Raw genomic sequence first — 21,800 nt, forward strand, 5'->3', positions numbered from 1 at the left:
CTCGATGGTGTTAATGGCAATGCTGGAAGAGGCCCGCGTATCTGCCGTTGAAGGACACGGAGGTCAAAGGCCGAGGGTTTTCAACGCGGTCGCCCAGTTCGCGGCGATCGCGTTCTGGGCGTCGGCGAGCTTCACGGTGTGGTTGCAGATTGCCCTGTGAAGGGTGTCCTCCACCGCGTCTTTCGGGTTTGCGGTGCCGGTGGCGCCGGTTCGGTTGGGCTCGGGCCAAAGGTTGGATGCCGAGTTGGTGCCCCCGAGTTCCAAGGGGATCAGGTGGTCCAGCTCCGTGGTGCGCCCGTAGCCCTGTCCGTAGGCGGCCAGGCTCGTGGTCTTGAACCTGTCGGTCTCCGCCGCCGGGGGCCGGATGGTGGCGGTGTATCAGGCCTTGCAGATGGTGGAGCCGATATCGTCCTCGGTGACGGCCGGGTCGATGGCTCCGGGCGTGCAGCCTGCGTCGGGGAGGATTTCTCCGGCCACCGCATCAATCACCCTGGCGGTGCATTGTCCGGGCGCCAGATGCTCATCCAGGGCGACGGCACCGGGGGAATGGACCTGCTTGACCCCGCCGGCGGGAGCGGCCGCGGCAGTTTTGCCGGAAGTGGGCGCCTTCATCGAGGGAGGTGCCGTTGATTCGTGGCTGGGGACGGTGATGGCCGTCGTGGCTCCCGGCCCGGAGCAGGCGGTGCCTGGCGCCAGCAGCACTGCCCCTGCGACGGTTGCGGCGAGGGTCCGGAGTCGGATCGTCTTCATGGTCCTTTCTTTGTACGGCGAAACCGCCCGCCTGCCACACAGACATGCCGGGAAGAGAAAGAGGAGAGCAGCCCGGCGGCCCCGAAAGCGAACAGCTACCGGACCCGAGGAACCGCCGAAACCACAAGCGCTTCCAAACCCTGCGATAGCGCCGCCCGGGCCGCCAGCAACTCATAGTGCAGCGCCAACCCCCGGGGCCCTGGTGCGATGAGCTAACAGCTCAGCCGGTCCAGCTCCCCCGCCCGGTGACCAGATCAAGGCCGGCCATGCAGGGATAGCCGTTATTGCCGACGGTAATATCCCGGAAGGTGATCGCGTTTCCGTAGACATATCCGGCGTTCACCAACGCGCTGGTGTCAGCGGACCGCCCAGCCCATACCGGTGAGCAGACACTGGTGCCACCCACAGTGAACCATCCTGTCTGTCCGTTATAGGCGGTGGAATCGTAGACGGAGACCCCCGATGCCGGGTCCGCGTCCAGCGACACGTCCGGGGTGGCCCGTCTGCCGTACTGGATGACGCCGGCGGGCCGGTGGTCGCGGACGATCTTATTGAAGAAAGCACCGGGGGTGGAAGGTCGGCGGCACTCCTGAGTTCAAAGTTCCTCTCACCGGGGTGACGTTATGCAAGGGGCGGGCCGGGCGGCGTCCCCCGGCCGGCCCCTTTGCAGTCCACTCTTATGCGAGCGGTTCGAGTTCCCAGTCCTTCACATCTGCTACCGGAGCGAAGAGGCTGGCGTCGAGCTTGTCGAAGGCCAGGTTGTTCCGTACGCGGTGTGGCCAGTTCCGATTCGCCAGGGCCGCCTTGCCCAGAGCGACGACGTCGGCGTGGCCGCCACGCAATAGGGACAGGGCCGTTTCCGGGTCGTCCAGGTTGCCGTTGGCGATCACGGTTATCCCTGAGTGCTTCTTGGCCAGGGTGGCCAGGGATTCCGCGCCGTCCTCGAATGCCGGGGCAGCGGCCCGGTATTCAGTGGTGTGGATAAAGTCGATTCCCGTGGCGCCCAGGGTCGCGAAGATTACCTTCGCCTCGTCGGCCCCTCCGCTCCAGCGGTGGTCATTGTCGCTGACCTTGGACTGGGAAATGCGGATTCCCACGCTCATTTCCGGGCCCACGGCTTCGCAGACGGCGGAGCAGATCTCGGCCGCGAACCGCACCCTGTTTTCGGGTGAACCGCCGTAATTGTCGGTCCTGTGGTTCAAGTAGTCGGTGAGGAACTGGTCAAGCAGATACCCGTTGGCGCCATGGATCTCGACGCCGTCGAATCCAGCTTCCTTGGCGCGCAGCGCTGCCTCGACGAAACCGTCCCCGACGTCGTCCATCTGGGCCGGGGTGATCTCGGCAGGAACCGGGAACGGGCCTTCTCCGCGATAGAACGCGAGCTGCTCGCCCTTGGGTGCAACGGCGGACGGACCTACCGAGGAGTCCACGAACCGGTTCCCTTGGGCCTGGGCACCGGCATGCATGAGCTGGGCGAATATCCGGGCACCGGCGGAGTGGACAGCATCGACGACCTTGGCCCAGGACTGTGCTTGTTCTTTGGTGGCGATGCCCGGCTGAAACAGGTAGCCCTGGCTGTACGCGGTGTCAGGGTAGATGCCTTCGGTGATCAGCAGCCCGAAGCCTCCGCGCGCATACGCTTCATAGTACGAGGCCATTCTTTCCGTGGCATGCCCGTCCTCGGTGGCACTGATGCGCGTCATGGGAGCCAGTGCAACACGGTTGGGCAGCTCGGTGGCTCCGAGCTGAACGGGTGACCAGAGCAGTGCGAAATTCGGCACGAATGTCTCCTTCGTTTTTTATGGGGATTTCTAGGGAAAGGGCGCCGCTCATCGCAGTGAAGCCAGCTCCGCATCAGCGAAAACGATTGGGTACAGGCTCATATTCAGGTAGCATCGGCCACTCGGCCTGCAAATCATTAGCCTCGCTGGCTGGGGAAACTGGCCACCGGGACAATTCCGGTGCTATGGCGGCTGGCACTATTCGTTTGTCGCGGACTCAGTTCGCCAGTCCTGGCGTTCTCGGGTCAGGCCAAAGCGCACGGTATCGCTGAGTGCGACGGTAAAGGAATCGTGTCCGTGGCGTGTGACGAGAATTCCCCGGCGTCGTTCTCGCATTGCCCAAGCGAGGGCGTCGGTCACCGCTTTCTCGAGCTGGCGGTCCATGCTGGCACGGTCCGTGGCCGTCACCGTTATCATCAGGTCAGGAGTGCTGGTTCTCACTTGTCTATCCTTCGGCTTCTTTATGTAGTAGGGCCCGGCCCCTTTGGGTGGTGCCATTGTTGGTTGCCGGGCGCGATCTCAGGGAGACAGAGCCGGCGCTTCGGGGACTGCGAAGGGCTGGACTATCCGTACACTTCGGAGCAAACATGACAGCTTGTCGTCGAGATCTCGCGTCCAATCACGGGTTCCAGACGGTCGGATGGTGGAATGCAGAATCGCCCTCCGTGCCTCCAAGCAGCGTCGGCTACCGCCCCTCGGATGGCCAAACACCTCGAAATTTCCAGAGAGGAGCGCACCATTGATGAGATATCGCTGACGGCTTCTCAGCAGGTCACGGCGTAGGCCTGCCGAACCCGCCCGCGGCGTTTCCGGGCGATCTCTCCTGCTAATGAGGGGAATCTTCTCGTGTGGGAGGAATGCCCGGGGTATGGCACCGAGGACGCCTTGCCGTGGTTGACCCTGCCAGCGCTGTGAGGCTGCTGCCTGTACGGGCCGTGCGTGCCGGGAGTCCGGCGTTCTCCGGGTCGGCTGCATAGGCTTCCTGTTTCTTGAGCAGGCCCTCCAGAAGGGATGTATCGGTGAAACAGGTGATCACGCCGGCCCACAGCTCTTCGATGGTATGGACGACCCGCGAGGCCCCCGACGGTCCGGCAAGCAGCCAGCCGTCGGGGAGCGCGCTGATTTTGGGAGCTCCGGGCCGTCCTCTGCACAGTTCGTTGACGGTACCGGCGACGATGAGGTGCATTCGTTTGGTTCGTACCGGTCCCAGGACCGGGTCGGGCACGGTGGTTGTTCCGCAGGCTCCGCACATGCGGTCCCCCCCTTTCGTCGGGCGTGGCCAGGGCGTGACTTTCTTAGGGCATGACGTCGCCGGAGTTGGGGCCGAGGGTCTGTCCGAGGAACAGGTTTCCTCCGGGATCGCTGGCGAGCAGTAACGCCGCGGGTGCTACTTCGGCCGGTGTGCCGAAGCGTCCCAGCGGAAGTTCCGCACGTTTGGCCGCTTTCCAGCTTTCCGAGATGCCCTTCACGAGTGGCGTTTCAATGGGGCCGGGGGCGATGCAGTTGACCAGGACGTTGTCTTGGGCTGTTTCGAGGGCAAGAGCCTTGGACAGCCCTATGACCCCGGCTTTGGCGGCGCTGTAGTGGCTCAGTCCGATGCCTCCTTTGATTGCCAGTTGGGAGGCGATGTTGATGATGCGTCCCCATTTTCGCTGACGCATCTCCCCCACCACCTCCCGGCAGCACAGGAACACGCCGGTGAGGTCCACGGCGATGGTTTCGTTCCATTTGGCCAGTGACATGTTTTCCAGCGGAGATTCGGTGAGGAGCCCTGCACTGTTGACAAGTATGTCGATCGGGCCGAGCCGTTGACGGGCCTGGGCAAAGGCCGCCTTGACGCTGGGTTCGTCGGCGACATCGACGTGGATGATTCCGTTCCCGGCGGCCCGGTCCAGGACCGCCACACGGTCACCGTTGTCCCTGAACGCGTCGGCAATTGCTTTGCCGATCCCGCTGGAACCGCCGGTGATGACCACCGCCCGGCCCGGGCCCTCAAGAGTCGGTATGTCCATGGTGTCCTTCCGTCCTCAGGCGCGCATCTTGACGGTGAGGCCACCGTCAACGATGAGCGACTGTCCGGTCATGTAGCGCGAGTCGTCGGAGGTGAGGAACCCGATGACGCTTGCGACTTCCTCGGGCCTGCCCACGCGTCCCCACGGGATGTCCTTTCCGGCCCTCTGGAGTCCTTCCGGACCCAGTGAGTTGATGGAGTCCAGGGACTGGGGGGTCTCAATGAGGCCGGGTATGACGGCGTTGGCACGGATCCGGCGTGGCCCGAGCTCCACGGCGACGCTCCGGATGAGGCCAAGGACCCCGGCCTTGGCCGCGGCGTAGTGGGCGTGTTCCTCCCATCCGTAGACGCCGCCGGCGATGGAGGAGACAGCTACCAGGGCACCGCCTTCGGTCATTCGTGCCGCACCGGCACGCAAGGTCCGTAGCACCCCGGTGAGGTCCACGTTGAGCATGTCGTGCCATCGTTCATCGGTCATCTCCTCCAGCGGGGAGTTGCGCAGGATTCCCGCGTTCGCGATGGCGTAGTCCAAGCGGCCATATTCGTCCATGGCCCGTTGGGCGAAGCCGTCCACGGAGGAGGTGGACCGGACGTCCACCTGCTGGATGGCTGCCTCTCCGCCTGCGTCCTTGACCAGGCGCAGGGTTTCCTCGGGATCATGGGGATCTCCTGGAAACGTGCCGATGACGGAGTGCACACCGTGTTGTGCGTAGTGGACTGCAAGGGCGCGTCCGATGCCGCTGGCTGCTCCGGTGATCACGGCCACTTTGTTCTCAGACGTCATGGGGGTGGTCCTCGAGCAGTGCTTCAACCGGCGGTTTGGCCGCGATCATGAGCAGTCCGGAGAACAGTGTTCCCAGGGCTCCGACCCAGAGCGCGGCGGGGCCTGTTCCGGCTCCGGCGGCTGCTGCTGTGAAGAGGGCTCCGCCCAGGATCACGCCGGGCTGGCTCATGGCGCCGATGAACGCCGTGCCGGTGGCGCGGCAGCTGACCGGGTAGCACTCGGCCATGAAGTACTGGATCGCGGCGTAGGGTCCGACGAGGAAGAACAGTCCGGCACCGTACGTGAGGATGATCATGAACGGGCTGGTGGCGATGGGGCTGAGCATGATGGTGAAGGAAATCCCGGACAGGATCCAGCCGCCGATGATGGTGCGTTTCCGGCCGATCTTGTCGCCGAGCCAGCCGTGGAAGACGTAGCCGAAGTAGGCGAGCATGTTGATCACGATCAGCATCCAGAAGGCGTCCGAGAGTTCCACGCCCTTGGCGTTCTTCAGGACGGAGCTGCCGAGGATACTGAAGATCATGATGCCGAAGAAGTTGAAGATCCAGGCCAGGGAGAAGACGATCGTGTTCCGGCGCAGGTGAGGTTCCCAGATGCGCTTGAGCGGTGCCGCGGAGGAGTGCTCGACGCCGTAGGCGTGCGCGAGGGCGTGGGCTTCCCCGGACTTGCCGCCCTTCTCCAGTTGGGTCAGTTTGTGGTGGAGTTCGAACTGCGGGGTCTCCTTCAGTTTCTTTGAGATGACCCAGACGATGACAGCGGCCGGAATGGTCGCCATCAGGTACAGGGCACGCCATCCAAGGGAGGGAAGGAAGACCAGGGCTAGTGCGCTGGCCAGCAGGAACCCCAGCGGCCAGCCGCCTTGGATGAACGAATAGTGGAACCCGGGACGCTTGCGTTTGTCGGCGACTTCGGTGACCTGGTAAACCTCGTTCATGTAGGTGGCGTTGACGGCCTGTTCGGAGAAACCGAGGCCACCGAAGGAGCGGATCAGGACCAGCAGGCTGTTGCTCAGGAGCGGGATTCCGGTCGGGATCAGTGCGGTCAGCCCGGAGATGACCGCAGTTCCCCCAATGGTGGCCATCATGCCCTTGCGACGGCCCAGCCGGTCGATGACGGGGCCGATCCCGAAGCAGACGACGGCGGTACCGACGGCGATCCAGGTGTTGATCGCATACGCTTCTGTTGCGGTCCAGCCGAATTCCTCCTGCATGGCCGGCAGGAGCGTGCCGAAAAGCCCGTAGTCGAAGACGGCGACGGTCCAGGCGAGCAGGGCGAGGACGGTGGCGATCGTGGTGTTGCGCTTGGAGAAGACCGGGAAGCGGCGCCTCTCGTTCGGTGCCGGTTGTGTCAGGTCGACGGCGTGCTGCTGGATGGTCATGACTGGTTTTCCTTTCGGGGGGAGCGTGCGAGGAAGGAGTCGGCGATCTGGTCGAACGTGAGCCAGCTGACGCCGTCATGGGAGTTGATGTGTTCAATGAGCCGCTCAAGCATGAGCAGCACCTGGGGACGGCCGGAGACGTCCGGGTGGATGGTCATGGTGAAGACTGCCTGGTCCATTTCCCGGTATACCCAGTCGAACTGGTCCCGCCACATTTGCTCGATGTCCCGGGGGTTGACGAAGCCGTGCGAGTTCGGGGCCGCCTTGATGAACATCATGGGAGGCAGGTCATCGAGATACCAGTTGGCCGGGATCTCGACCAGGTCGGTTTCCTGTCCGCGGACGAGAGGCTCCATCCAAGTTTCGGCGGCCTTGGTGTAGTCGATCTTCTTCCATCTATCGCCGACACGGACGTAATAGGGCTCGAAATCGCGGTGCATCAGTGAGTGGTCATACTTGATCCCGCGCTCGAGCAGGATCTCGTTGGTGACCGGCGAGAATTCCCACCATGGTGCGACGTAGCCGGTGGGACGGCGGCCGGAGACCTTCTCGATCAGTTCGATCGACCGGTCAAGGATGGCGGTCTCCTGTTCCCGGGTCATCGCGATCGGGTTTTCGTGCGAGTACCCGTGGACGCCGATCTCGTGTCCTGCATCGACGATCATCCGGGTCAGCTCCGGGAACGTCTCGATCGAGTGACCCGGCACAAACCAGGTAGCGGGTAGTCCGTACTTTTCAAAGAGCCGGATAAGGCGCGGGCCACCGACTTCTCCGCTGAACAGCCCGCGGGAGATGTCACACGGGGAATCTTCGCCCCCGTAGGAGCCGAGCATTCCGGCAACGGCGTCCACGTCGACGCCGAACGCGACTTGGATGTCCTTAGTCATGATTCACCTTTCACTGCGTTGGTTTTGCTTACGTTGTGTTTCCGGGGGAAGTGATCAGGGGAGCTTGCCGCGGCGGGCGAAGATCTCCGCGATGCGGGCCTTGGGAGTGTCGAGTCTGAGCAGGAGACTGAGGAGGATCAGCGATTGGGATGGCCGGAGCAACCCGGAAGGTATGGCCCCGGCCGCGCGCAGGTCCTCCCCGCCGCCGTCGCCGTAGCGCGGGACCACGGCACCGGCGTCCACCCGCGTGCTCGTGACCACCACGACGCCTGCCGCCGTAGCGTCGGCGATCTCCGGGCACAGTTCGCGGTTGGCGTTGCCGGTTCCCGTCCCCTGGAGAACAATTCCAGCCGCCCCGCCGTGGAGGGCAGCCCGCAGGAGTGTGGAATCCGCTCCAGGGTAGGCGGCAATCAGGTCCACGCGCGGCGACCCGGCTCCTGCGCACGGCAGAGGCAGCGGCTCGATTCCAGACGCTGCCTTCTTCATCCGGACTTCGCCACTGTCAGAAACCCATCCCGCTGTTCCGAAATCCGGGTTGGAGAAAGCATTGAGCCTCGTTGTGTGACTCTTGCGTACTCCGGCAGCAGGGAAGATCGTCCCGGCAAACGCCAACAACACACCCTTGTCCCGGGCCCGGGGGGAGCCGGCGACGGCGATAGCCCGGGTGAGATTGTCCGGACCGTCCGGGGACCCGGAGTCGGCAGCCTCCTGCGCTCCGGTGAACACCACCGGGCGGGGATCATCGTGGGTGAGGGCGACAAGGTAGGCTGTCTCCTCCATCGTGTCGGTACCGTGAGTGACCACCACCCCCAGAACCAGGGGATCGTTCAGGGCCTCCTTGATCCTGGCGCAGATGGCGATCATGTCCTCGACGGTCAGCAGGTAGGAACCCTTCCGGAAAACATCTACCACCCGGACCGGATGTGAGGCCGGGACTCCCATACCGGCAAACACCTGCTCCCCCGTGTCCGAGGCCACGACGGCTCCCCCGGCTTCCGGCGCACGGGAAGAGATGGTTCCGCCCGTGGCCAGCAGAACCACATGGGCTCCGCGCAATTCTGTGACAGTCATTGCCTGCTCCGTTTTGTCTTGAACCTGTTCCCAGGCTCATACCCAAACGATTGGGTTGATGGGTAGAAAGTATCCTCTGGATGTTTCCTGTGGTGACCCCGGGATTTCGAGGAGGTAAATAACCACGCTTCAAGTGCGGGTGCCTTGCTTACCCAATCGATTGGGTGATCGTTGAAATGACTATAGAATGTGAGGTGCAGCACGTCAAGGGTTCGGATTCCAGAGATCGGCAGGTCACCGGGCATGCTGGGTGTTGAAAACTTTTAGCGCTGAGGCAGGGAACGAATTGGACGACACCACGGCCGCCGGCCGCACAGTCACGTTGAAGGATCTGGCGAACGAGCTCGGCATCCACCCCTCGACCGTGTCCAGGATCCTGCATTCCGGATCCGAAGTGGCGAGAGGGGCAGCCTCCGTTGCCACCGCTGAGCGCGTGCGCGATCTGGCGACGAAACGCGGCTACTCCCCGGACCCCCAGGCCACAGGCCTTCGGACAAGGCGCACCAAGCTTCTGGGTGTGATTGTGCCCCGGCTTTCGGACCTCGTACTGGCCATCATGTACGAGGGCATTGAAGAGGCCGCGGCTGAGCTCGGCTACTCTACCTTTGTCATGAACTCCCGCGACGACCTTGAGGAACAACGCCGGAAGACGGACACCATGCTGGCCCGCCGGGTGGACGGGTTGATCATAGGAGACGCACACTTGGACAGCAGCCTGCTGCGGGAGTTGACCGTCCGCAAGGTTCCTTTCGTGCTCATGAACCGCCGCGTGCCTGGCTACCCATCGGCCACCTGCGACGATGTTCTCGGCGGCCAGCTTGTCGCCGATCATCTGTGGAGCAAGGGACACCGGAACGTCGCCGTGATCGCCGGCGAACCCTATGCCAGCACCGCAATCGACCGGACGGCCGGTTTCGTGGATCGATGGCATGCCCTCGGTGGCAAGATTCCCCCGGAAGCCGTAGTGTGGTCCCGGTTTGACACCGCCGGAGGTCGGGAAGCTGCCGAGACAATCCTCAACGGCTGCCATCCTCACCCCACCGCCCTGTTCGCTGTCAACGACTTCGCAGCGATCGGCGCCATGGGCGCATTGCGATCCCATGGCCTCACCGTCGGCCGCGACATGGCGGTCGTGGGCTTCAATGACACCTCACTGGCCTCGGAACTTCCCATCCCGCTGTCCTCGGTCCGCTCCCCCATGCTCGATATCGGCCGGACCGCAGTCCAGCTCCTGAAGCGGCTACTGAGTGGTGAGTCGGTCGAATCCATCAGGTTGAAACCAACCCTGTGTGCGCGCGAAAGCAGTGCCTGAGGAAACAGTCCTTCATACCGACGGCCGCCGAAATAGGGGCAGAACAGGCGATGGTTAGGGACCAGCGCGGAGCACGGCGCGCTTCTGGCATGACGTAATTTGCGTAAGACAAAGTAACCCCTAGGGTCAGGCGAACGGAGAGGCCCTGGATGCCTGCCGCCTCGGCCCGGCGATGCCGCAACCTGGCGAGCGACTTTGGGCCCGTGATTTGAGATTAGTGATCCAAACCACAAGTCGATATCGGGATTCCGCCCAAATCGGGGACTACTTGTTATGCAGCTTGCACATGAGCCTCAGCCATGCGCAGCAACGATACTCACGGCCAGTAAACATGTAGCTCTGACTTCCCCGTCGCTCAAATCGAGCCCCAGGAGATCCTCGATCTTCCGGAGCCGGTAGCTCAAGGTGTTCCGGTGGACGAACAGTTCCTCGCAGATTTCCCTTGAATTCCCGCTGTGGCGCAAATAGGAAGCCAGGGTTTCACGCAGTGCGCTGCCTCCCTCGGATGCGAGCGGAGCCAGTAGCCGTTGGGACATCGCCACCAGGCCCGGGCTGGGCAGCCCCTGAACGATGCCCGCGAGATCGGCCAGCGGGGCACGGCGCACGCCTGGTTTGCCGATGTGCCGGCGTGCAAGTTGCAGGGCAAGCGGAAGTTCATTCAGGGTGGTGTTCTCCGTGACCACAACAGAAAGCTCCGGTGCATCCGCGAAGAATGGCTTGACCGTGTCCAGAAGAGTCGCGCTGCCCTGCTGGTGCTGCACCAACAGGGTGGTGAGCCCTGCCTCTTCCATGAACCGCACGGCACCAAACCCGGATTCCAGGCCAACCCGTGCGCGCCAGGCGATGGCCCTCAGCTTGAGGGGTGCCATGTCCTCGGTTCCGCCGATGAGGACGGACCCCCAGGTGTCGTCCGGATCAAAGCCGGAATCCACTGCGTAGCGGCGAAGCTGGCCCGGGGTGACTCCGCGGTCCTCGTAGAGCGCTTCCATGAACCTGGCCGCTTCGCGCGAATGCAGCGGTGACCTCGAGCCCAGGGTGTAGCTCAACTGCATGGCAATGACGGCAGCCACCGGGCCCAGGATGGGCTGGAGCACCACAGGACTCTCGATGCCCTCGATCATGAGCCTGAAGCGTTGCGAGTCGCCGCTGGGAAGCCGGAGCGTGGTGCGAGCCGTTCCGCCGGCAGCGTCCCCGGCACCGATAAGTTCGAAGCCGCTGTGGTCCACTACCGTGATTCGCGCGTGGACCGACGCCGCCACGCGTTCCAGCACTGTGGCGAGGGAACGCCCATCTGCCGCGAGCCTGGTGCACTCATCTGCGAGCTCCCATCCCGCGCGAAGTTCCTCATAGCGTTCCGTCGCAATGACGTGCTCCACATGCCTCATCACCAGAACGAACGGGACTTCCGGAGGCAGCTCCAGAAGGGGCAGGCCGTGTGCTTCGCAGGCCTGGACGAGGCCGGCTGGCAGCTCGCGGTGGGCGGCGCCAAGCCCAAATGCGAGCCCTGAGACCGGTACCGAAATGAGCCTCTCCACGTAGGCGTCCCAGATCCGGTAATCCTTAACGTTGAGGCCCATGCCGTTGGTAAGTACCAACGCGTTGACGCTGAGAAATGGCGTCGGATCCATATGTTCGGTGGGGGCGCACCAGGTGATGGGCCGGTTTAGGCGCCCCCCGCCGCCCGGAACTCGGAGACTGATCTTCAGGTCGACGTCGTCGAGCAAGTCCGAAATACGCAAGGATGCCTCCGAAAGATAGCGGGAACCCGCCAGTTAGTGCAGACATCATAATCCAGATCCTTAGATTCAGCATCGTGCACAATTACGGACGAGTGAGCGCTTGGATAACGTTGCCTCCATGCAAACGAACGTGACCCCCGGCACTTCCCCCGCAGGACTCTCGAGCCCCGCGCCGAAACCGGTCCTGCTGAACTCGGACATGGGCGAGGGCGTGGGCCTTCACGAATTCGGCAACGATGAAGAGCTCATGCGCATCATCGACGTCGCCAATGTTGCCTGCGGATACCATGCCGGCGATCCCGATGTCATGAACCGGACTGCGGCGCTGGCAGCAGAAAATGGGGTGGCCGTCGGCGCCCACCCCGGGCTGCCCGATCCCGTCGGCTTCGGCCGCCGGCGCATGGCCCTGCGGCCCGAGGAAGTCGAATCGATCATCCTGTACCAGACCGGCGCACTCACGGCGTTCCTTGGCAAGCACGGCTTGAAGCTGAACCACATCAAGCCCCACGGCGCGCTCTACGGAATGCTGGCCGGCGATGAGGAGCTCATGCAGGCCGCGGCCGGAACCGCCAAACTATTCGGCGTGCCGTTCTTCGGCCTGGCCGGAACCGCGCATGAATCAGTTTGCCGGGCCATGAGTGTGGAGTTCATTCCGGAGCTCTACGTGGACCTCAACTACGGGTCCGCCGGAGAACTGCTGATCCAGCGACGTCCGGAGCCAACAGATCCCCGAGCCGCCGCCGAGCGCGTCCGCCGGGCGCTGTCCGGCCGGCCGGTGCTGGCATTGGACGGCACCGAACTCGACATTAGGTTCAGCAGCATCTGCGTCCATTCTGACGCACCCAACTCTATTGCCGTTGCCTCGGCAGTGCGCGCTGTCCTCAACGCGCACTGACTTGACCAACACTCAATCACTTAGCCAAGCCATCTGAAAGCGAGCACACCTTGGGAACCATCGTCTCCCCACTCCCCGGAATCTTCTACCGCAAGCCGGGTCCCGGCAAGCCGCCATTCGCCAACGAGGGCGACCCCATCGAGGTCGGACAGACCTTGGGCATCGTGGAAATCATGAAGCAATTCACCGAAATCCAGTCCGATGTGGCCGGAATCCTCGAATCCTTTGAGGTTGCCGAGGGCGACATGGTCAACCCGGGCGACGCAATCGTCGTCGTACGCGAAGGCTAGGTCCACAATGCAGAAACTCCTCATTGCCAACCGTGGTGAAATCGCCGTCCGCATCACCCGGACCGCCCGCGAGATGGGAATCCAGACTGTGCTCGCGGTGAGCGAACCTGACGCCACTTCCCTGGCTGCCAGGACGGCAGATCAGTTCGTGGTGGTAGGTCCTGCGCCGGCGCCAGCCAGCTACCTCAACCAGGACGCCATCATCGTGGCCGCACTGGAAACGGGTTGCGACGCCGTCCACCCCGGCTACGGGTTCCTGTCCGAGAATCCCGCATTCGCGCGCAAGGTGGCGGACGCCGGCCTGGTCTGGGTGGGCCCGGACGCAGCTGCCATCGAAATGATGGGGAACAAGTCCATGGCGCGGGAATCCGCCAGGAAGGCCGGCGTGCCGGTGCTGCGCGGCTCCGACGGGCCGCTAGATCCAGACACCGACGCCGTCACGGCGGCCCGGAGCATCGGCTACCCCCTCGTGGTCAAAGCCTCTGCGGGCGGCGGCGGACGCGGCATCCGGTTCGTGCGCAACGAGGAGGAACTGATGGACACCATCGAAATGGCACGCGGTGAAGCGGCCTCCGTGTTCGGGGACCCCACCGTCTACCTCGAACGGTTCGTGGAACACGCCCGCCACGTTGAAGTGCAGATCCTCGGCGACGGCACCAACTTCATCCATCTGGGCGACCGCGACTGCTCCATGCAGCGCCGCTCCCAGAAAGTGATCGAGGAAGCGCCCGCCCCGGACCTGCCCGACGCCGTCCGGCAAACCATGCGGGAATCCTCCGTGGAACTCGCCCGCCAGTGCCGGTACAGCGGCGCCGGAACAGTCGAGTTCCTCTACGACCCCAGCAACCACGAGGCCGCGTTCATTGAGATGAACACCCGGATCCAGGTGGAGCACCCCATCACCGAGCAAATCACGGGCATTGACCTGGTCCGCGAACAATTGCTGATCGCGGCAACCGGATCAATGTCCTTGGCGCAGGAAGATGTCCACTTCAGTGGCCACGCCATCGAATGCCGCATCAACGCCGAAGACCCGGACAACAACTTCTTCCCGAGCCCCGGACTGATAAATGCGATGGAATGGCCGTCCGGCGAGGGCATCCGCGTGGACACCGGCGTCGAGGCAGGATCCGTGGTCAGCCCGTTCTACGACTCGATGCTGGCCAAGTTGATTGTCCACGCTGCGGACCGTCACGCCGCCATCGCCGCGACACTAGCAGCCCTGGACGCGACGGCGATCGAGGGCGTCAAGACCACCATCCCTGTGCACAAGATGCTGCTGTCCAGGCCCGAATTCGCCTCGGTCAGACACCATTCCAAATTCATTGAAACCGCTGCGGATCTCCTGGAGGCAAAATGACCAGTCCAAGCCCCGCACTGCAGGAGGCGCGGTACACCTGGGGTGGGGACGAATTCCTGTTTGTCGAGGTGGACGAGGCCATGAGTCTTGCGGCCAATTTCAAAGTCATGTCCCTCGCGAGGAAACTCGCCGACGCATGGCTGCCCGGCGTCGTCGACATCTGCCCCGCGAATGCCTCGCTGCTTGTGAGATTCGACCCTGACGTGCTGCCGCCGTCGACCCTTGAATCAGCCGTCCGGGACCTCGAAAGGGAGCTGACGCACGGCCACAAGCAATCGCTCGAGACTCGCATCATCGAAGTCCCGGTCTGGTACGACGACCCCTTCACCGCCGAAGTGGCCCAACGCTTCAGGGAAGGTTTCCACCAGGAACCCGATGGCACGGACCTGGAGTACGCCGCCAAGGTCAACCATCTCAAGGACGCGGCCGAGTTCATCCAACGGCATCATGAACAGCCGTGGCTCGTGTCCATGGTGGGCTTCGTGGCGGGCCTGCCGTTCCTCTTCCAGCTGGTGGACCGGGACAAGCAGCTGGAGGTCCCCAAGTATTTGAGCCCCCGCACCGACACTCCCAAGCTGACGGTGGGACACGGCGGGTGCTTCGCAGCAGTCTACTCGGTTCGTGGCGCAGGCGGCTACCAGATGTTCGGCGTCGCGGCCGCCCCTATCTTCGATCCCGCGCAGTCATTGGCAGATTTCAAGGACTTCATGGTGTTCTTCCGTCCCGGAGACATCGTCAAGTTCAAGCCCGTCACCGAAACGGAGTATCAGGAGATCCAGGCCCAGGTGGAGGACGGAAGCTTCACATACCGGCAGGTCCCGGTGACCTTCGAACTCTCCAAAGCCCTGGCAAACCCGCAAGGCTACAACAAGGAACTCATGGAGGCCCTCAATGGCATTTGAGATCACAAGCCCGGGCCTGGCCACCACGGTCCAGGACCAAGGCCGCAGTGGATACTACAACGTGGGCATCCCCCAAAGCGGGTCGATGGATCAGTACTCGGCTGAGATTGGAAACGCCTTGGTGGGCAATACGCCCAAGGAAGCCGTCCTTGAGTGCACCTATCTCGGCCCGGTGCTGGTCACGGACCACGACGCCGTCGTCGCCGTCACCGGCGCGCCTGTGGAAGTGAAGGTCAACGGGGAAACCCGGCCACAGTGGACCAGGCTGTTGCTGAAAGCCGGAGACGAACTCAGCTTCGGCGTGATCCAGGGCGGCACCCGCTACTACATCGCGGTCCGAGGCGGCATCGACGTCCCGGAAGTCCTCGGCAGCCGCTCAACATATCTTCTCGGCGCCATCGGTGGTTTCCAGGGCCGCAAACTTCAAACCGGGGACGTTGTGCCGGTGGGCTCGCCGTGCACCACTGCGGACGAACTGCCCGACGTCGATTCCGTTCCGGAAGCCTTCCGGCCAGCGTTCGCAAAGGAGCAGTCAGTCCGGATCGTCCTGGGTCTCTATGACCACCGTCTAACCGACGCCGGGTTGAAGAGTCTCCTGACCGGTGAGTGGAAAGTGACACCGGTTGCTGACCGGATGGGCCTGCGATACTCAGGTCCAGGCGTGGAATGGAAGGAGCGCGAACAGCCGTTCGGTGCCGGCTCGGACCCGTCCAACATCGTGGATGCAGGCTACGCCGTGGGCTCCATCCAGATCCCGGGCGGCACGCAGCCCATCATCCTGCATCGGGACGCGGTGTCCGGCGGCGGGTACGCCATGGTGGCAACCGTCATCAGCGCGGACATGGACTTGGTTGCCCGTGCGGCTCCCGGAACGGCCACGCGATTTATAGCCATCAGCCAAGACGAGGCTTTGGTGGCCCGCAAGGAACTGGTTGAGCTCAAGACGAAGGCCTGGGAAGCGCTACGCGCCAGCCGCTGATTCCCGGAACATATTGGCGAAAACGTGGAGTGGGTTCAGAACTGGCCACAAAAAAGGCCCTCCCATCCACACGTTTCCGCAGGTCGGAGGGCCTTCTATGTGGAGCTAAGGAGATTCGAACTCCTGACCTCTTCGATGCGAACGAAGCGCTCTACCAACTGAGCTATAGCCCCTGGTCAACCGCGTGGTACCAGTGCCCCTAGGCTACAAACTATCTTGGCGCTTTGCCAACCAAGACTCGAACGTGTCCGTCCCGGTCCGTTCGCTTGGGACCAAATTCAGCCCGCTCCTAAGGAATTTGCCCATCGCCCCGGGCAACGGAACCTGCACAATCCGTCCAGCGTGGCCCGCAGCCGTTCGCCAGATCTCGGCGAGTTCACGCATGGTCCGGATGTCCGGCCCGCCGATCGTCCGAGTCCGATGCCGTACTGCCGAAGGCTCCCCCAAGGCTTCGGCAAGCAACACGGAAGCCACGTCGGACGGGGAAATCGTTTGAAAGCGCGCGCCCCTGAAGACCGGAATAAGGCGGACTTTCGCTCCGGCCTCGAAAACTACGGTCACGAGGCTGTGAAATTGGGTGGCCCGCACCACGACAGTCTCAAGCGCCGACCGCGCGTATACCCGTTCTTTCTCGGCCTTAGAGACATAAAAAGCGGCACTGCTCTTGTCGCAGTTGATGATCGAGAGAAGGACCGCCTTGCGGACGCCCGCACCGGTGGCCGCGGCGAGCAGGCGCGCACCGCCGTCGGCGAATTTCTTGCGGGCTTTGCCGAACTGGCCCTCCAGGCAGTCGATCACGACATCAGACCCTTGCAGGGCCTCTGCCAATCCAGCCCCCGTGGTGACGTCCGCCTGAAAGTAGCGGGCGCCGTCGTGATGGGCCATTGACGTGCCCGACGGCGGGCGTCTGCTCAGTACCGTCACGTCAAGTCCGGCGTCCAGCGCCAAACGGACGACTTCACGGCCCACCCGCCCTGTGCCACCTGCAACGCAGACGGAAGTCATAGGCGGCTATGCCCGGCGGCGCTGGAGGACGTCGTCGAGGTTGCTGAGAGCACTCTGTGGCTTGGCGTGCTGCGCCTGGATCGCAGGGCCTGCGGACGGGGCGCTGGCTTGCTTCAACGTGGGTCTGCCGAGGGGTTTGGGGGCCTCAGGCAAATCGAGCGGTTCCGGGGCTGGCCGGGTCGCCTTGGCGGCATCAACGTAGGTTGGCTTGGGCACGTCGACCGGCTGCCACTCAGAATCTTTGGACCCGTCTGCAAAACGGACCGTATTGTCCCCAGCAGCGACGGCAACGTTGAGCGCGGCTCGACGAAGTTCGACGGCGGTCAGGCGGTTCGTTTCGCGGGCATGGGCTTCCGCGTCGAAAATCTTGGTCACCGGGCGGCCTGCCGCCTTCGTGGTTGTGCCGGGATTCTCAACGGTGGGACTCATTGCGTTGCGGAAGGCCGCGTTCATCTTCGCCCTGCGGTCCCTGATGGCCAGGCGGCGGAGAAGGAAGACAGTTCCAACGACGCCAACTATGGAGGCCAATGGCAGCCAACCCGAAACAAGGCCGAAAATGCGCAAGACGCCGGAAACGGCCGCGGTGAGTAGCAGGAGAAGGCCAGCAAGGGCAAGGGCACAGCGTCCATATCTGACTTTGAAGACCGCGGGATCCGTTGCAGCATCACGCCGTTCGCCGGAGCCGGCGGATTCCTTGGGCAATGCGGTTGCGGTGCTCTGCATGGTTTCCATTGCTTTCTCCTGCCGAGGGGCAATTGACAGAACCACCCCTGGTTGCAGTTCGTGAGCGTCATCTTCACTGTCATCCACTGGCACGTCACCGGCCACCTGGACGTGCAGGCGGCGGTTCCGCAACATGTATGGCGCAACCCAAACGATCCACAGCGCCACAGCAATCACCAATATCACTGAGCTGCTGAGAGGGAAGTCCACAATCAAAACCGTAGAAGCAAATACGCAGGGGCCACCGCATTCCCCGCGGTGTGTCGTCGGAGAGTCGGCAAATCAATGGATTTATGACGGTCATTCACCGAAACGGACTAATTGGCTTCGCGCCCAAGCCAAGCAGCCAGCAAGCCTCCCGGGACTTCTTCCGAGGTCAGGGCAAAGCTTCTATGGTCGGCCCATTCTCCGTTGATGTGAAGGAAACGCTCACGGCGCCCCTCGTCACGGAATCCAAGCTTCTCAACAACGCGCAGGCTCGGCCCGTTTTCGGGCCTGATGTTGATCTCCATTCGGTGTAAGCCGAGGGTCGCGAAGCAATGGTCGGTCGCCAAGGCCACCGCGGTGGGAGCAATTCCCCGCCCTGCCCGCGCTTGATCTACCCAGTAGCCAAGGGTGGCGGTCATCGCCGATCCCCAAACAATGGAAGAGACCGTCAATTGCCCTACAATCCTGGGCTCGTGATACCCCGGAATGCGTTCCGTGATGACAAAAGGAAGGGCACTCGCCTGACGCGCCTGGAGGTTGAGGGAAGCCACCATCTGCCGGTAGTTTGGCAGACGGCCACCAGGGGCCGGGTTGGAGGCTTCCCAGGGGGCGAGCCAGTCACTATTGCGCGAGCGGATTTCGGTCCATTCCTTCTTGTCCCGGTAGCGAATGGGACGCAAAATGAGGTCGCCACATTCAAGCGTCACCGGCCAAATGGCCGATCCCCACATGAGGAACTACTTGCTGAGACTGTCGGCGAAGCCCGGCAGCCACTCACGTAAGCCGGGTCCCAGGTCTTCACTGTCGCATGCCAGCTGAACACAGGCTTTGAGGTAGCTGAGTTTGTCTCCGGTATCATACCGGCGACCGCGGAAGACCACTCCGTAGACACCGCTTCCTTCGCCCTCCCCGGCAGCCAGAACTTGAAGGGCATCTGTCAGCTGGATCTCTCCTCCACGGCCAGGCTCGGTTTGCTCGAGAACGTCGAATACCGAGGGGTGAAGCACATAGCGACCAATAACGGCCAAGTTGGACGGAGCTTCGTCGACAGACGGCTTTTCCACAAGTTGCTTGATGCGGACGTAGCCATCTTCACCGATGTCCTCGATGTCGGCGCAGCCATAGGCGCTGATCTGGGACGGCTCGACCTCAATGAGGGCTACGACGGATCCGCCGGTCTTGTGCTGGACCTCGATCATGTCACTGAGGAGAGTGTCCCGCGCGTCGATGAGGTCGTCGCCGAGGAGGACTGCGAAGGGTTCGTACCCAACATGCTGTTTGGCGCGCAGCACCGCATGGCCCAGACCTTTTGGATCGCCCTGGCGAACGTAGTGAATGTCACCGAGGTTACTAGTAGCCTGCACAGCGTCCAACTTGGTGGTATCGCCCTTGGCCTCCAGCGTCGCCTCCAGAGCGGGAACACGATCGAAGTGGTCCTCCAATGCGCGCTTGTTTCGGCCCGTGATCATGAGGATGTCGTTGAGGCCCACTCCTACGGCTTCCTCGACGACGTATTGGATGGCCGGTTTGTCGACCACCGGCAGCATTTCCTTGGGCATTGCCTTTGTAGCAGGCAGGAATCTGGTACCGAGCCCGGCAACCGGGATAACGGCCTTGCGGACGGCGCAGCTTTTGGAGGTCACCGGACTAATCTAACGGAAGGAACTGGAGATTAGGCAAAAGTACGCCGATGGAGGAAAGAGTGGAGCATGCCGCTCCTTTCGGATCCTGGGCGCCGGACAGACGCAAGAACTGGAGCAAGAATGACTGTGAAAGACGATATCCGTCGGGACAACCGCAACCGGCGGCTCGCCCTGACAGTACAGCAGCGCGCCGACGCCGGAATAGGTATAGCCCGCCGCGGCCTCTCATGGGCCGATGCCGTTGCCCAGGGGAAACCGGCGACCTTTGCCGCCTATGTGGGAGTGGCTGCCGAACCGCCGACAATGCCGTTGCTTGAAGCGCTCCATGCTGTTGGGCACAGGATTCTTCTTCCGGTCTGTGAGCCGGAACGGCGACTGAGCTGGGCGTATTGGACCCCGGAGACGACCTTTGCCCGCTCAAGGTATGCCCCCATTGATGAGCCAGTAGGCGAACGGTTCGATAGTGACGTCGTCAGGGATGCGGCCGGAATCTTCCTTCCAGCTACTGCAGTCGACGAGGGCGGCAACCGGATTGGTCAGGGCGGCGGATATTACGACCGACTCCTCGACAAGTTGGACGCAAACGGACAGCGCCCCGCGACTATCGCCGTCGTGTATGACGATGAGGTCCTGCCGGCAGGCACCATCCCTGCCGAACCGTTCGACAAGCCCGTGCCAGAGGCACTTACCCCCCGCCGCGTCGTCGGACTAACCCGAGCCGGCTGAGCCAGCCTTAGGGCCGTTTGTTCCTCCACCGCATTCCTTGGTGGAGACTCCGATGTCGGATGATAGAATTGGCACTCAGGCCCTTGGACTGCTAATGGATGGAACAATCCGCAAATGCAGCACAGGACCTGTAGTTCGTCCCGGAGGAGGATTGCCAGTGCCCACATATGCCTACGCCTGCAAAGACTGCGGCCATGCCTTTGACATTGTTCAGGCCTTCACAGACAGCTCCCTGTCTGACTGCCCCGAATGCCAAGGATCCTTGCGCAAGAAATTCAACAGCGTGGGCGTCGTCTTCAAGGGATCGGGCTTCTACCGTACGGACTCCCGGGACTCCAAGGGAAGCACCGTTTCGGCTGCTCCCGCCGCGCCAGCGGCATCCCCGGCTCCAGCGTCGGTTCCGGCGGCTGCCGCCAGCTGATTTGCGGTTTTCCACTTGATTCCGCTTTTCCACATAGCTCATTAAGGCCCTGTCACCGGACTACTGGCCCGGTTAGCGTGGCAGCATGCCAGCTACCCCGTTTGCATCCCAAGGCCCCCATTCCGCGGAGTCGTCTTCGATTCCAGGCAATAGCCGTCTCGCGCCGGTCACCAATCCCAGCCCTCGCCCTGTTCTGGCTCTTCGGCGAGGCGCCCGCGCCCCTGGCGCTCGCCCAGTGCATTCCAAGCATCCCAGGTTGGGCGGCTGGCTGAACCGCAACCGCCGCCTCGTGGTTGCACTTCTGCTGTGTATCGCCGCCGGGATTGTGGTCCACCAGCTGACTCCTGCTTCTGAACAACGGGTGACGGTTCTCGCCGCGGCCAGGGATCTTCCGGCCGGGTCCACCTTGGCAGATTCCGACCTCAGCCCTCTTGAAGTTCTTCCCGGCGGAGCTCCCGCCGGAGCACTCACCTCTGGCGTTGGATACAGGGGGAAGCAGCTTGCCTCACCCCTTCAGAAAGGGCAGGTCCCCACGGACGCCCAATTCCTGGGACCGGGTCTGCTGACCGGCGCCGCGCCCGCAACAGCAGCCGTTCCCCTCCGGATGGCCGATCCCGCTTCAATCCAGCTTGTTTCCCCGGGTCAGCTGGTCAACGTTGTGCTCACGGCCGCTGATGGATTTGAAGGGCCCGGCAAGAAGTCCGAACTCCTGGCTGCAGCCGTCCCGGTTTTGTGGACGTCCGAACATGGCGGCAAGGCCAGCCAGTGGCTAGGTACGAACGAGTCCGACGGCCTCGTGGTTGTCGCCGCGAATCCGCAACAGGCCGAAATCCTGGCCGGAGCTTCCACTCGGGGAAAACTGTTCTTTGTCTTGGTCAATCCTGCGGGCACCCGGCAAACCGAAACCCCCGTGGATAGTCAGGCTCATCGTGGAAT

At 63.0% G+C, this 21,800-nt stretch carries 25 protein-coding genes, 1 tRNA gene and 1 pseudogene; 9 read left to right on the plus strand and 18 right to left on the minus strand.

Annotated features, from left to right (window positions below; genetic code table 11):
* Positions 1-63: 63 nt before the first annotated feature.
* From LFT43_RS14820 to LFT43_RS14870, 11 genes are all read right to left on the minus strand, one after another.
* Complete coding sequence (locus LFT43_RS14820) at positions 64-264, minus strand: hypothetical protein (RefSeq protein WP_395798002.1); 201 nt, start codon at positions 262-264, stop codon at positions 64-66.
* Between the two features lie 114 nt (positions 265-378).
* Positions 379-750: a hypothetical protein gene (locus LFT43_RS14825; protein WP_395798004.1), complete on the minus strand. Its 372-nt coding sequence runs from the start codon at positions 748-750 to the stop codon at positions 379-381.
* Between the two features lie 220 nt (positions 751-970).
* Entirely contained in the window at positions 971-1,237 is a 267-nt protein-coding gene (locus tag LFT43_RS14830) for a hypothetical protein (protein ID WP_395798006.1), read from the minus strand.
* A 190-nt stretch (positions 1,238-1,427) separates the two neighbouring features.
* The gene (locus LFT43_RS14835; protein ID WP_395798008.1) at positions 1,428-2,531 is read right to left on the minus strand and encodes an NADH:flavin oxidoreductase; all 1,104 of its coding nucleotides are present in this window, start codon (positions 2,529-2,531) and stop codon (positions 1,428-1,430) included.
* Between the two features lie 198 nt (positions 2,532-2,729).
* Positions 2,730-2,972 (minus strand): hypothetical protein, encoded by a 243-nt coding sequence (locus LFT43_RS14840; protein WP_395798010.1) that lies wholly within the window; start codon positions 2,970-2,972, stop codon positions 2,730-2,732.
* Positions 2,973-3,357: 385 nt separating this feature from the next.
* Positions 3,358-3,717 carry a hypothetical protein gene (locus LFT43_RS14845; RefSeq protein WP_395798012.1) on the minus strand — a complete coding sequence of 120 codons (360 nt, stop codon included), beginning with the start codon at positions 3,715-3,717 and terminating at the stop codon, positions 3,358-3,360.
* Between the two features lie 109 nt (positions 3,718-3,826).
* A complete protein-coding gene (locus LFT43_RS14850) occupies positions 3,827-4,543 on the minus strand; it encodes an SDR family NAD(P)-dependent oxidoreductase (protein ID WP_395798014.1) in 717 nt (238 codons plus the stop codon).
* A 15-nt stretch (positions 4,544-4,558) separates the two neighbouring features.
* Positions 4,559-5,326 carry an SDR family NAD(P)-dependent oxidoreductase gene (locus tag LFT43_RS14855; protein WP_395798016.1) on the minus strand — a complete coding sequence of 256 codons (768 nt, stop codon included), beginning with the start codon at positions 5,324-5,326 and terminating at the stop codon, positions 4,559-4,561.
* Positions 5,316-6,704, minus strand: a complete 1,389-nt coding sequence (locus tag LFT43_RS14860; protein ID WP_395798018.1) for an MFS transporter — start codon at positions 6,702-6,704, stop codon at positions 5,316-5,318. Before LFT43_RS14860 ends, LFT43_RS14855 begins: the two co-directional genes overlap by 11 nt.
* Positions 6,701-7,591, minus strand: a complete 891-nt coding sequence (locus LFT43_RS14865; protein ID WP_395798020.1) for a polysaccharide deacetylase — start codon at positions 7,589-7,591, stop codon at positions 6,701-6,703. The genes LFT43_RS14860 and LFT43_RS14865 overlap by 4 nt, the downstream gene beginning before the upstream one ends.
* A 54-nt stretch (positions 7,592-7,645) precedes the next feature.
* Entirely contained in the window at positions 7,646-8,662 is a 1,017-nt protein-coding gene (locus LFT43_RS14870) for an asparaginase (protein ID WP_395798022.1), read from the minus strand.
* 286 nt (positions 8,663-8,948) lie between these two features.
* On the opposite strand from LFT43_RS14870, the gene LFT43_RS14875 reads away from it, so the two are divergent.
* The gene (locus LFT43_RS14875) at positions 8,949-9,974 is read left to right on the plus strand and encodes a LacI family DNA-binding transcriptional regulator (protein ID WP_395798024.1); all 1,026 of its coding nucleotides are present in this window, start codon (positions 8,949-8,951) and stop codon (positions 9,972-9,974) included.
* Positions 9,975-10,267: 293 nt separating this feature from the next.
* Here the strand turns inward: LFT43_RS14875 and LFT43_RS14880 are convergent, their stop codons facing one another.
* A complete protein-coding gene (locus LFT43_RS14880; protein WP_395798026.1) occupies positions 10,268-11,713 on the minus strand; it encodes a PucR family transcriptional regulator in 1,446 nt (481 codons plus the stop codon).
* A 118-nt stretch (positions 11,714-11,831) separates the two neighbouring features.
* Here LFT43_RS14880 and pxpA point away from each other — a divergent pair, with 118 nt between their 5' ends.
* From pxpA to LFT43_RS14905, 5 genes are read left to right on the plus strand one after another with little or no spacing between them, the layout of a single operon-like run.
* Positions 11,832-12,608: a 5-oxoprolinase subunit PxpA gene (gene pxpA / locus LFT43_RS14885; protein ID WP_395798028.1), complete on the plus strand. Its 777-nt coding sequence runs from the start codon at positions 11,832-11,834 to the stop codon at positions 12,606-12,608.
* A gap of 50 nt (positions 12,609-12,658) precedes the next feature.
* Positions 12,659-12,898, plus strand: a complete 240-nt coding sequence (locus LFT43_RS14890; protein WP_395798030.1) for an acetyl-CoA carboxylase — start codon at positions 12,659-12,661, stop codon at positions 12,896-12,898.
* Positions 12,899-12,905: 7 nt separating this feature from the next.
* A complete protein-coding gene (locus tag LFT43_RS14895; protein ID WP_395798032.1) occupies positions 12,906-14,258 on the plus strand; it encodes an acetyl/propionyl/methylcrotonyl-CoA carboxylase subunit alpha in 1,353 nt (450 codons plus the stop codon).
* Complete coding sequence (locus LFT43_RS14900; RefSeq protein ID WP_395798034.1) at positions 14,255-15,160, plus strand: allophanate hydrolase subunit 1; 906 nt, start codon at positions 14,255-14,257, stop codon at positions 15,158-15,160. Before LFT43_RS14895 ends, LFT43_RS14900 begins: the two co-directional genes overlap by 4 nt.
* Entirely contained in the window at positions 15,150-16,139 is a 990-nt protein-coding gene (locus LFT43_RS14905; RefSeq protein WP_395798036.1) for a biotin-dependent carboxyltransferase family protein, read from the plus strand. The genes LFT43_RS14900 and LFT43_RS14905 overlap by 11 nt, the downstream gene beginning before the upstream one ends.
* Before the next feature lie 100 nt (positions 16,140-16,239).
* Here LFT43_RS14905 and LFT43_RS14910 read toward each other — a convergent pair.
* The 5 genes from LFT43_RS14910 to galU all read right to left on the minus strand — a co-directional run bounded on the left by LFT43_RS14910 (position 16,240) and on the right by galU (position 19,717).
* Positions 16,240-16,312 (minus strand) — tRNA-Ala (locus LFT43_RS14910).
* Positions 16,313-16,343: 31 nt separating this feature from the next.
* Entirely contained in the window at positions 16,344-17,144 is an 801-nt protein-coding gene (locus tag LFT43_RS14915) for an SDR family oxidoreductase (protein WP_395798038.1), read from the minus strand.
* A gap of 6 nt (positions 17,145-17,150) precedes the next feature.
* A complete protein-coding gene (locus tag LFT43_RS14920; protein WP_395798040.1) occupies positions 17,151-17,876 on the minus strand; it encodes a hypothetical protein in 726 nt (241 codons plus the stop codon).
* A 308-nt stretch (positions 17,877-18,184) separates the two neighbouring features.
* Positions 18,185-18,805: a GNAT family N-acetyltransferase gene (locus tag LFT43_RS14925; RefSeq protein ID WP_395798042.1), complete on the minus strand. Its 621-nt coding sequence runs from the start codon at positions 18,803-18,805 to the stop codon at positions 18,185-18,187.
* Positions 18,806-18,811: 6 nt separating this feature from the next.
* Positions 18,812-19,717: a UTP--glucose-1-phosphate uridylyltransferase GalU gene (galU, locus tag LFT43_RS14930; protein ID WP_395798045.1), complete on the minus strand. Its 906-nt coding sequence runs from the start codon at positions 19,715-19,717 to the stop codon at positions 18,812-18,814.
* A 120-nt stretch (positions 19,718-19,837) separates the two neighbouring features.
* Between galU and LFT43_RS14935 the strand changes: the two genes are divergently transcribed.
* The 3 genes and pseudogenes from LFT43_RS14935 to LFT43_RS14945 all read left to right on the plus strand — a co-directional run.
* Complete coding sequence (locus LFT43_RS14935) at positions 19,838-20,443, plus strand: 5-formyltetrahydrofolate cyclo-ligase (RefSeq protein WP_395798047.1); 606 nt, start codon at positions 19,838-19,840, stop codon at positions 20,441-20,443.
* A 157-nt stretch (positions 20,444-20,600) separates the two neighbouring features.
* Positions 20,601-20,864, plus strand: a complete 264-nt coding sequence (locus LFT43_RS14940; protein ID WP_059387425.1) for an FmdB family zinc ribbon protein — start codon at positions 20,601-20,603, stop codon at positions 20,862-20,864.
* Positions 20,865-20,949: 85 nt separating this feature from the next.
* Positions 20,950-21,678 (plus strand): annotated as a pseudogene (locus LFT43_RS14945) (SAF domain-containing protein); the annotation flags it as partial.
* Here the strand turns inward: LFT43_RS14945 and LFT43_RS14950 are convergent.
* The gene (locus tag LFT43_RS14950) at positions 21,634-21,792 is read right to left on the minus strand and encodes a hypothetical protein (RefSeq protein ID WP_395798049.1); all 159 of its coding nucleotides are present in this window, start codon (positions 21,790-21,792) and stop codon (positions 21,634-21,636) included. The pseudogene LFT43_RS14945 and the gene LFT43_RS14950 overlap by 45 nt on opposite strands.
* Positions 21,793-21,800 lie beyond the last annotated feature (8 nt).

It is taken from the genome of Arthrobacter sp. FW306-04-A (genome assembly GCF_044358315.1).
GTDB lineage: Bacteria > Actinomycetota > Actinomycetes > Actinomycetales > Micrococcaceae > Arthrobacter.

What these genes read in the sequence shown, in the direction of transcription:
- LFT43_RS14845 (WP_395798012.1), bottom strand. Translation starts at nt 3,717, where the DNA reads ATGCACCTCATCGTCGCCGGTACCGTCAACGAACTGTGCAGAGGACGG.
- LFT43_RS14870 (WP_395798022.1), bottom strand. Translation starts at nt 8,662, where the DNA reads ATGACTGTCACAGAATTGCGCGGAGCCCATGTGGTTCTGCTGGCCACG.
- LFT43_RS14905 (WP_395798036.1), top strand. Translation starts at nt 15,150, where the DNA reads ATGGCATTTGAGATCACAAGCCCGGGCCTGGCCACCACGGTCCAGGAC.
- LFT43_RS14935 (WP_395798047.1), top strand. Translation starts at nt 19,838, where the DNA reads ATGACTGTGAAAGACGATATCCGTCGGGACAACCGCAACCGGCGGCTC.
- pxpA (WP_395798028.1), top strand. Translation starts at nt 11,832, where the DNA reads ATGCAAACGAACGTGACCCCCGGCACTTCCCCCGCAGGACTCTCGAGC.
- LFT43_RS14850 (WP_395798014.1), bottom strand. Translation starts at nt 4,543, where the DNA reads ATGGACATACCGACTCTTGAGGGCCCGGGCCGGGCGGTGGTCATCACC.
- LFT43_RS14950 (WP_395798049.1), bottom strand. Translation starts at nt 21,792, where the DNA reads ATGAGCCTGACTATCCACGGGGGTTTCGGTTTGCCGGGTGCCCGCAGG.
- LFT43_RS14865 (WP_395798020.1), bottom strand. Translation starts at nt 7,591, where the DNA reads ATGACTAAGGACATCCAAGTCGCGTTCGGCGTCGACGTGGACGCCGTT.
- LFT43_RS14900 (WP_395798034.1), top strand. Translation starts at nt 14,255, where the DNA reads ATGACCAGTCCAAGCCCCGCACTGCAGGAGGCGCGGTACACCTGGGGT.
- LFT43_RS14920 (WP_395798040.1), bottom strand. Translation starts at nt 17,876, where the DNA reads ATGGAAACCATGCAGAGCACCGCAACCGCATTGCCCAAGGAATCCGCC.
- LFT43_RS14855 (WP_395798016.1), bottom strand. Translation starts at nt 5,326, where the DNA reads ATGACGTCTGAGAACAAAGTGGCCGTGATCACCGGAGCAGCCAGCGGC.
- LFT43_RS14825 (WP_395798004.1), bottom strand. Translation starts at nt 750, where the DNA reads ATGAAGACGATCCGACTCCGGACCCTCGCCGCAACCGTCGCAGGGGCA.
- LFT43_RS14860 (WP_395798018.1), bottom strand. Translation starts at nt 6,704, where the DNA reads ATGACCATCCAGCAGCACGCCGTCGACCTGACACAACCGGCACCGAAC.
- LFT43_RS14925 (WP_395798042.1), bottom strand. Translation starts at nt 18,805, where the DNA reads ATGTGGGGATCGGCCATTTGGCCGGTGACGCTTGAATGTGGCGACCTC.
- LFT43_RS14915 (WP_395798038.1), bottom strand. Translation starts at nt 17,144, where the DNA reads ATGACTTCCGTCTGCGTTGCAGGTGGCACAGGGCGGGTGGGCCGTGAA.
- LFT43_RS14895 (WP_395798032.1), top strand. Translation starts at nt 12,906, where the DNA reads ATGCAGAAACTCCTCATTGCCAACCGTGGTGAAATCGCCGTCCGCATC.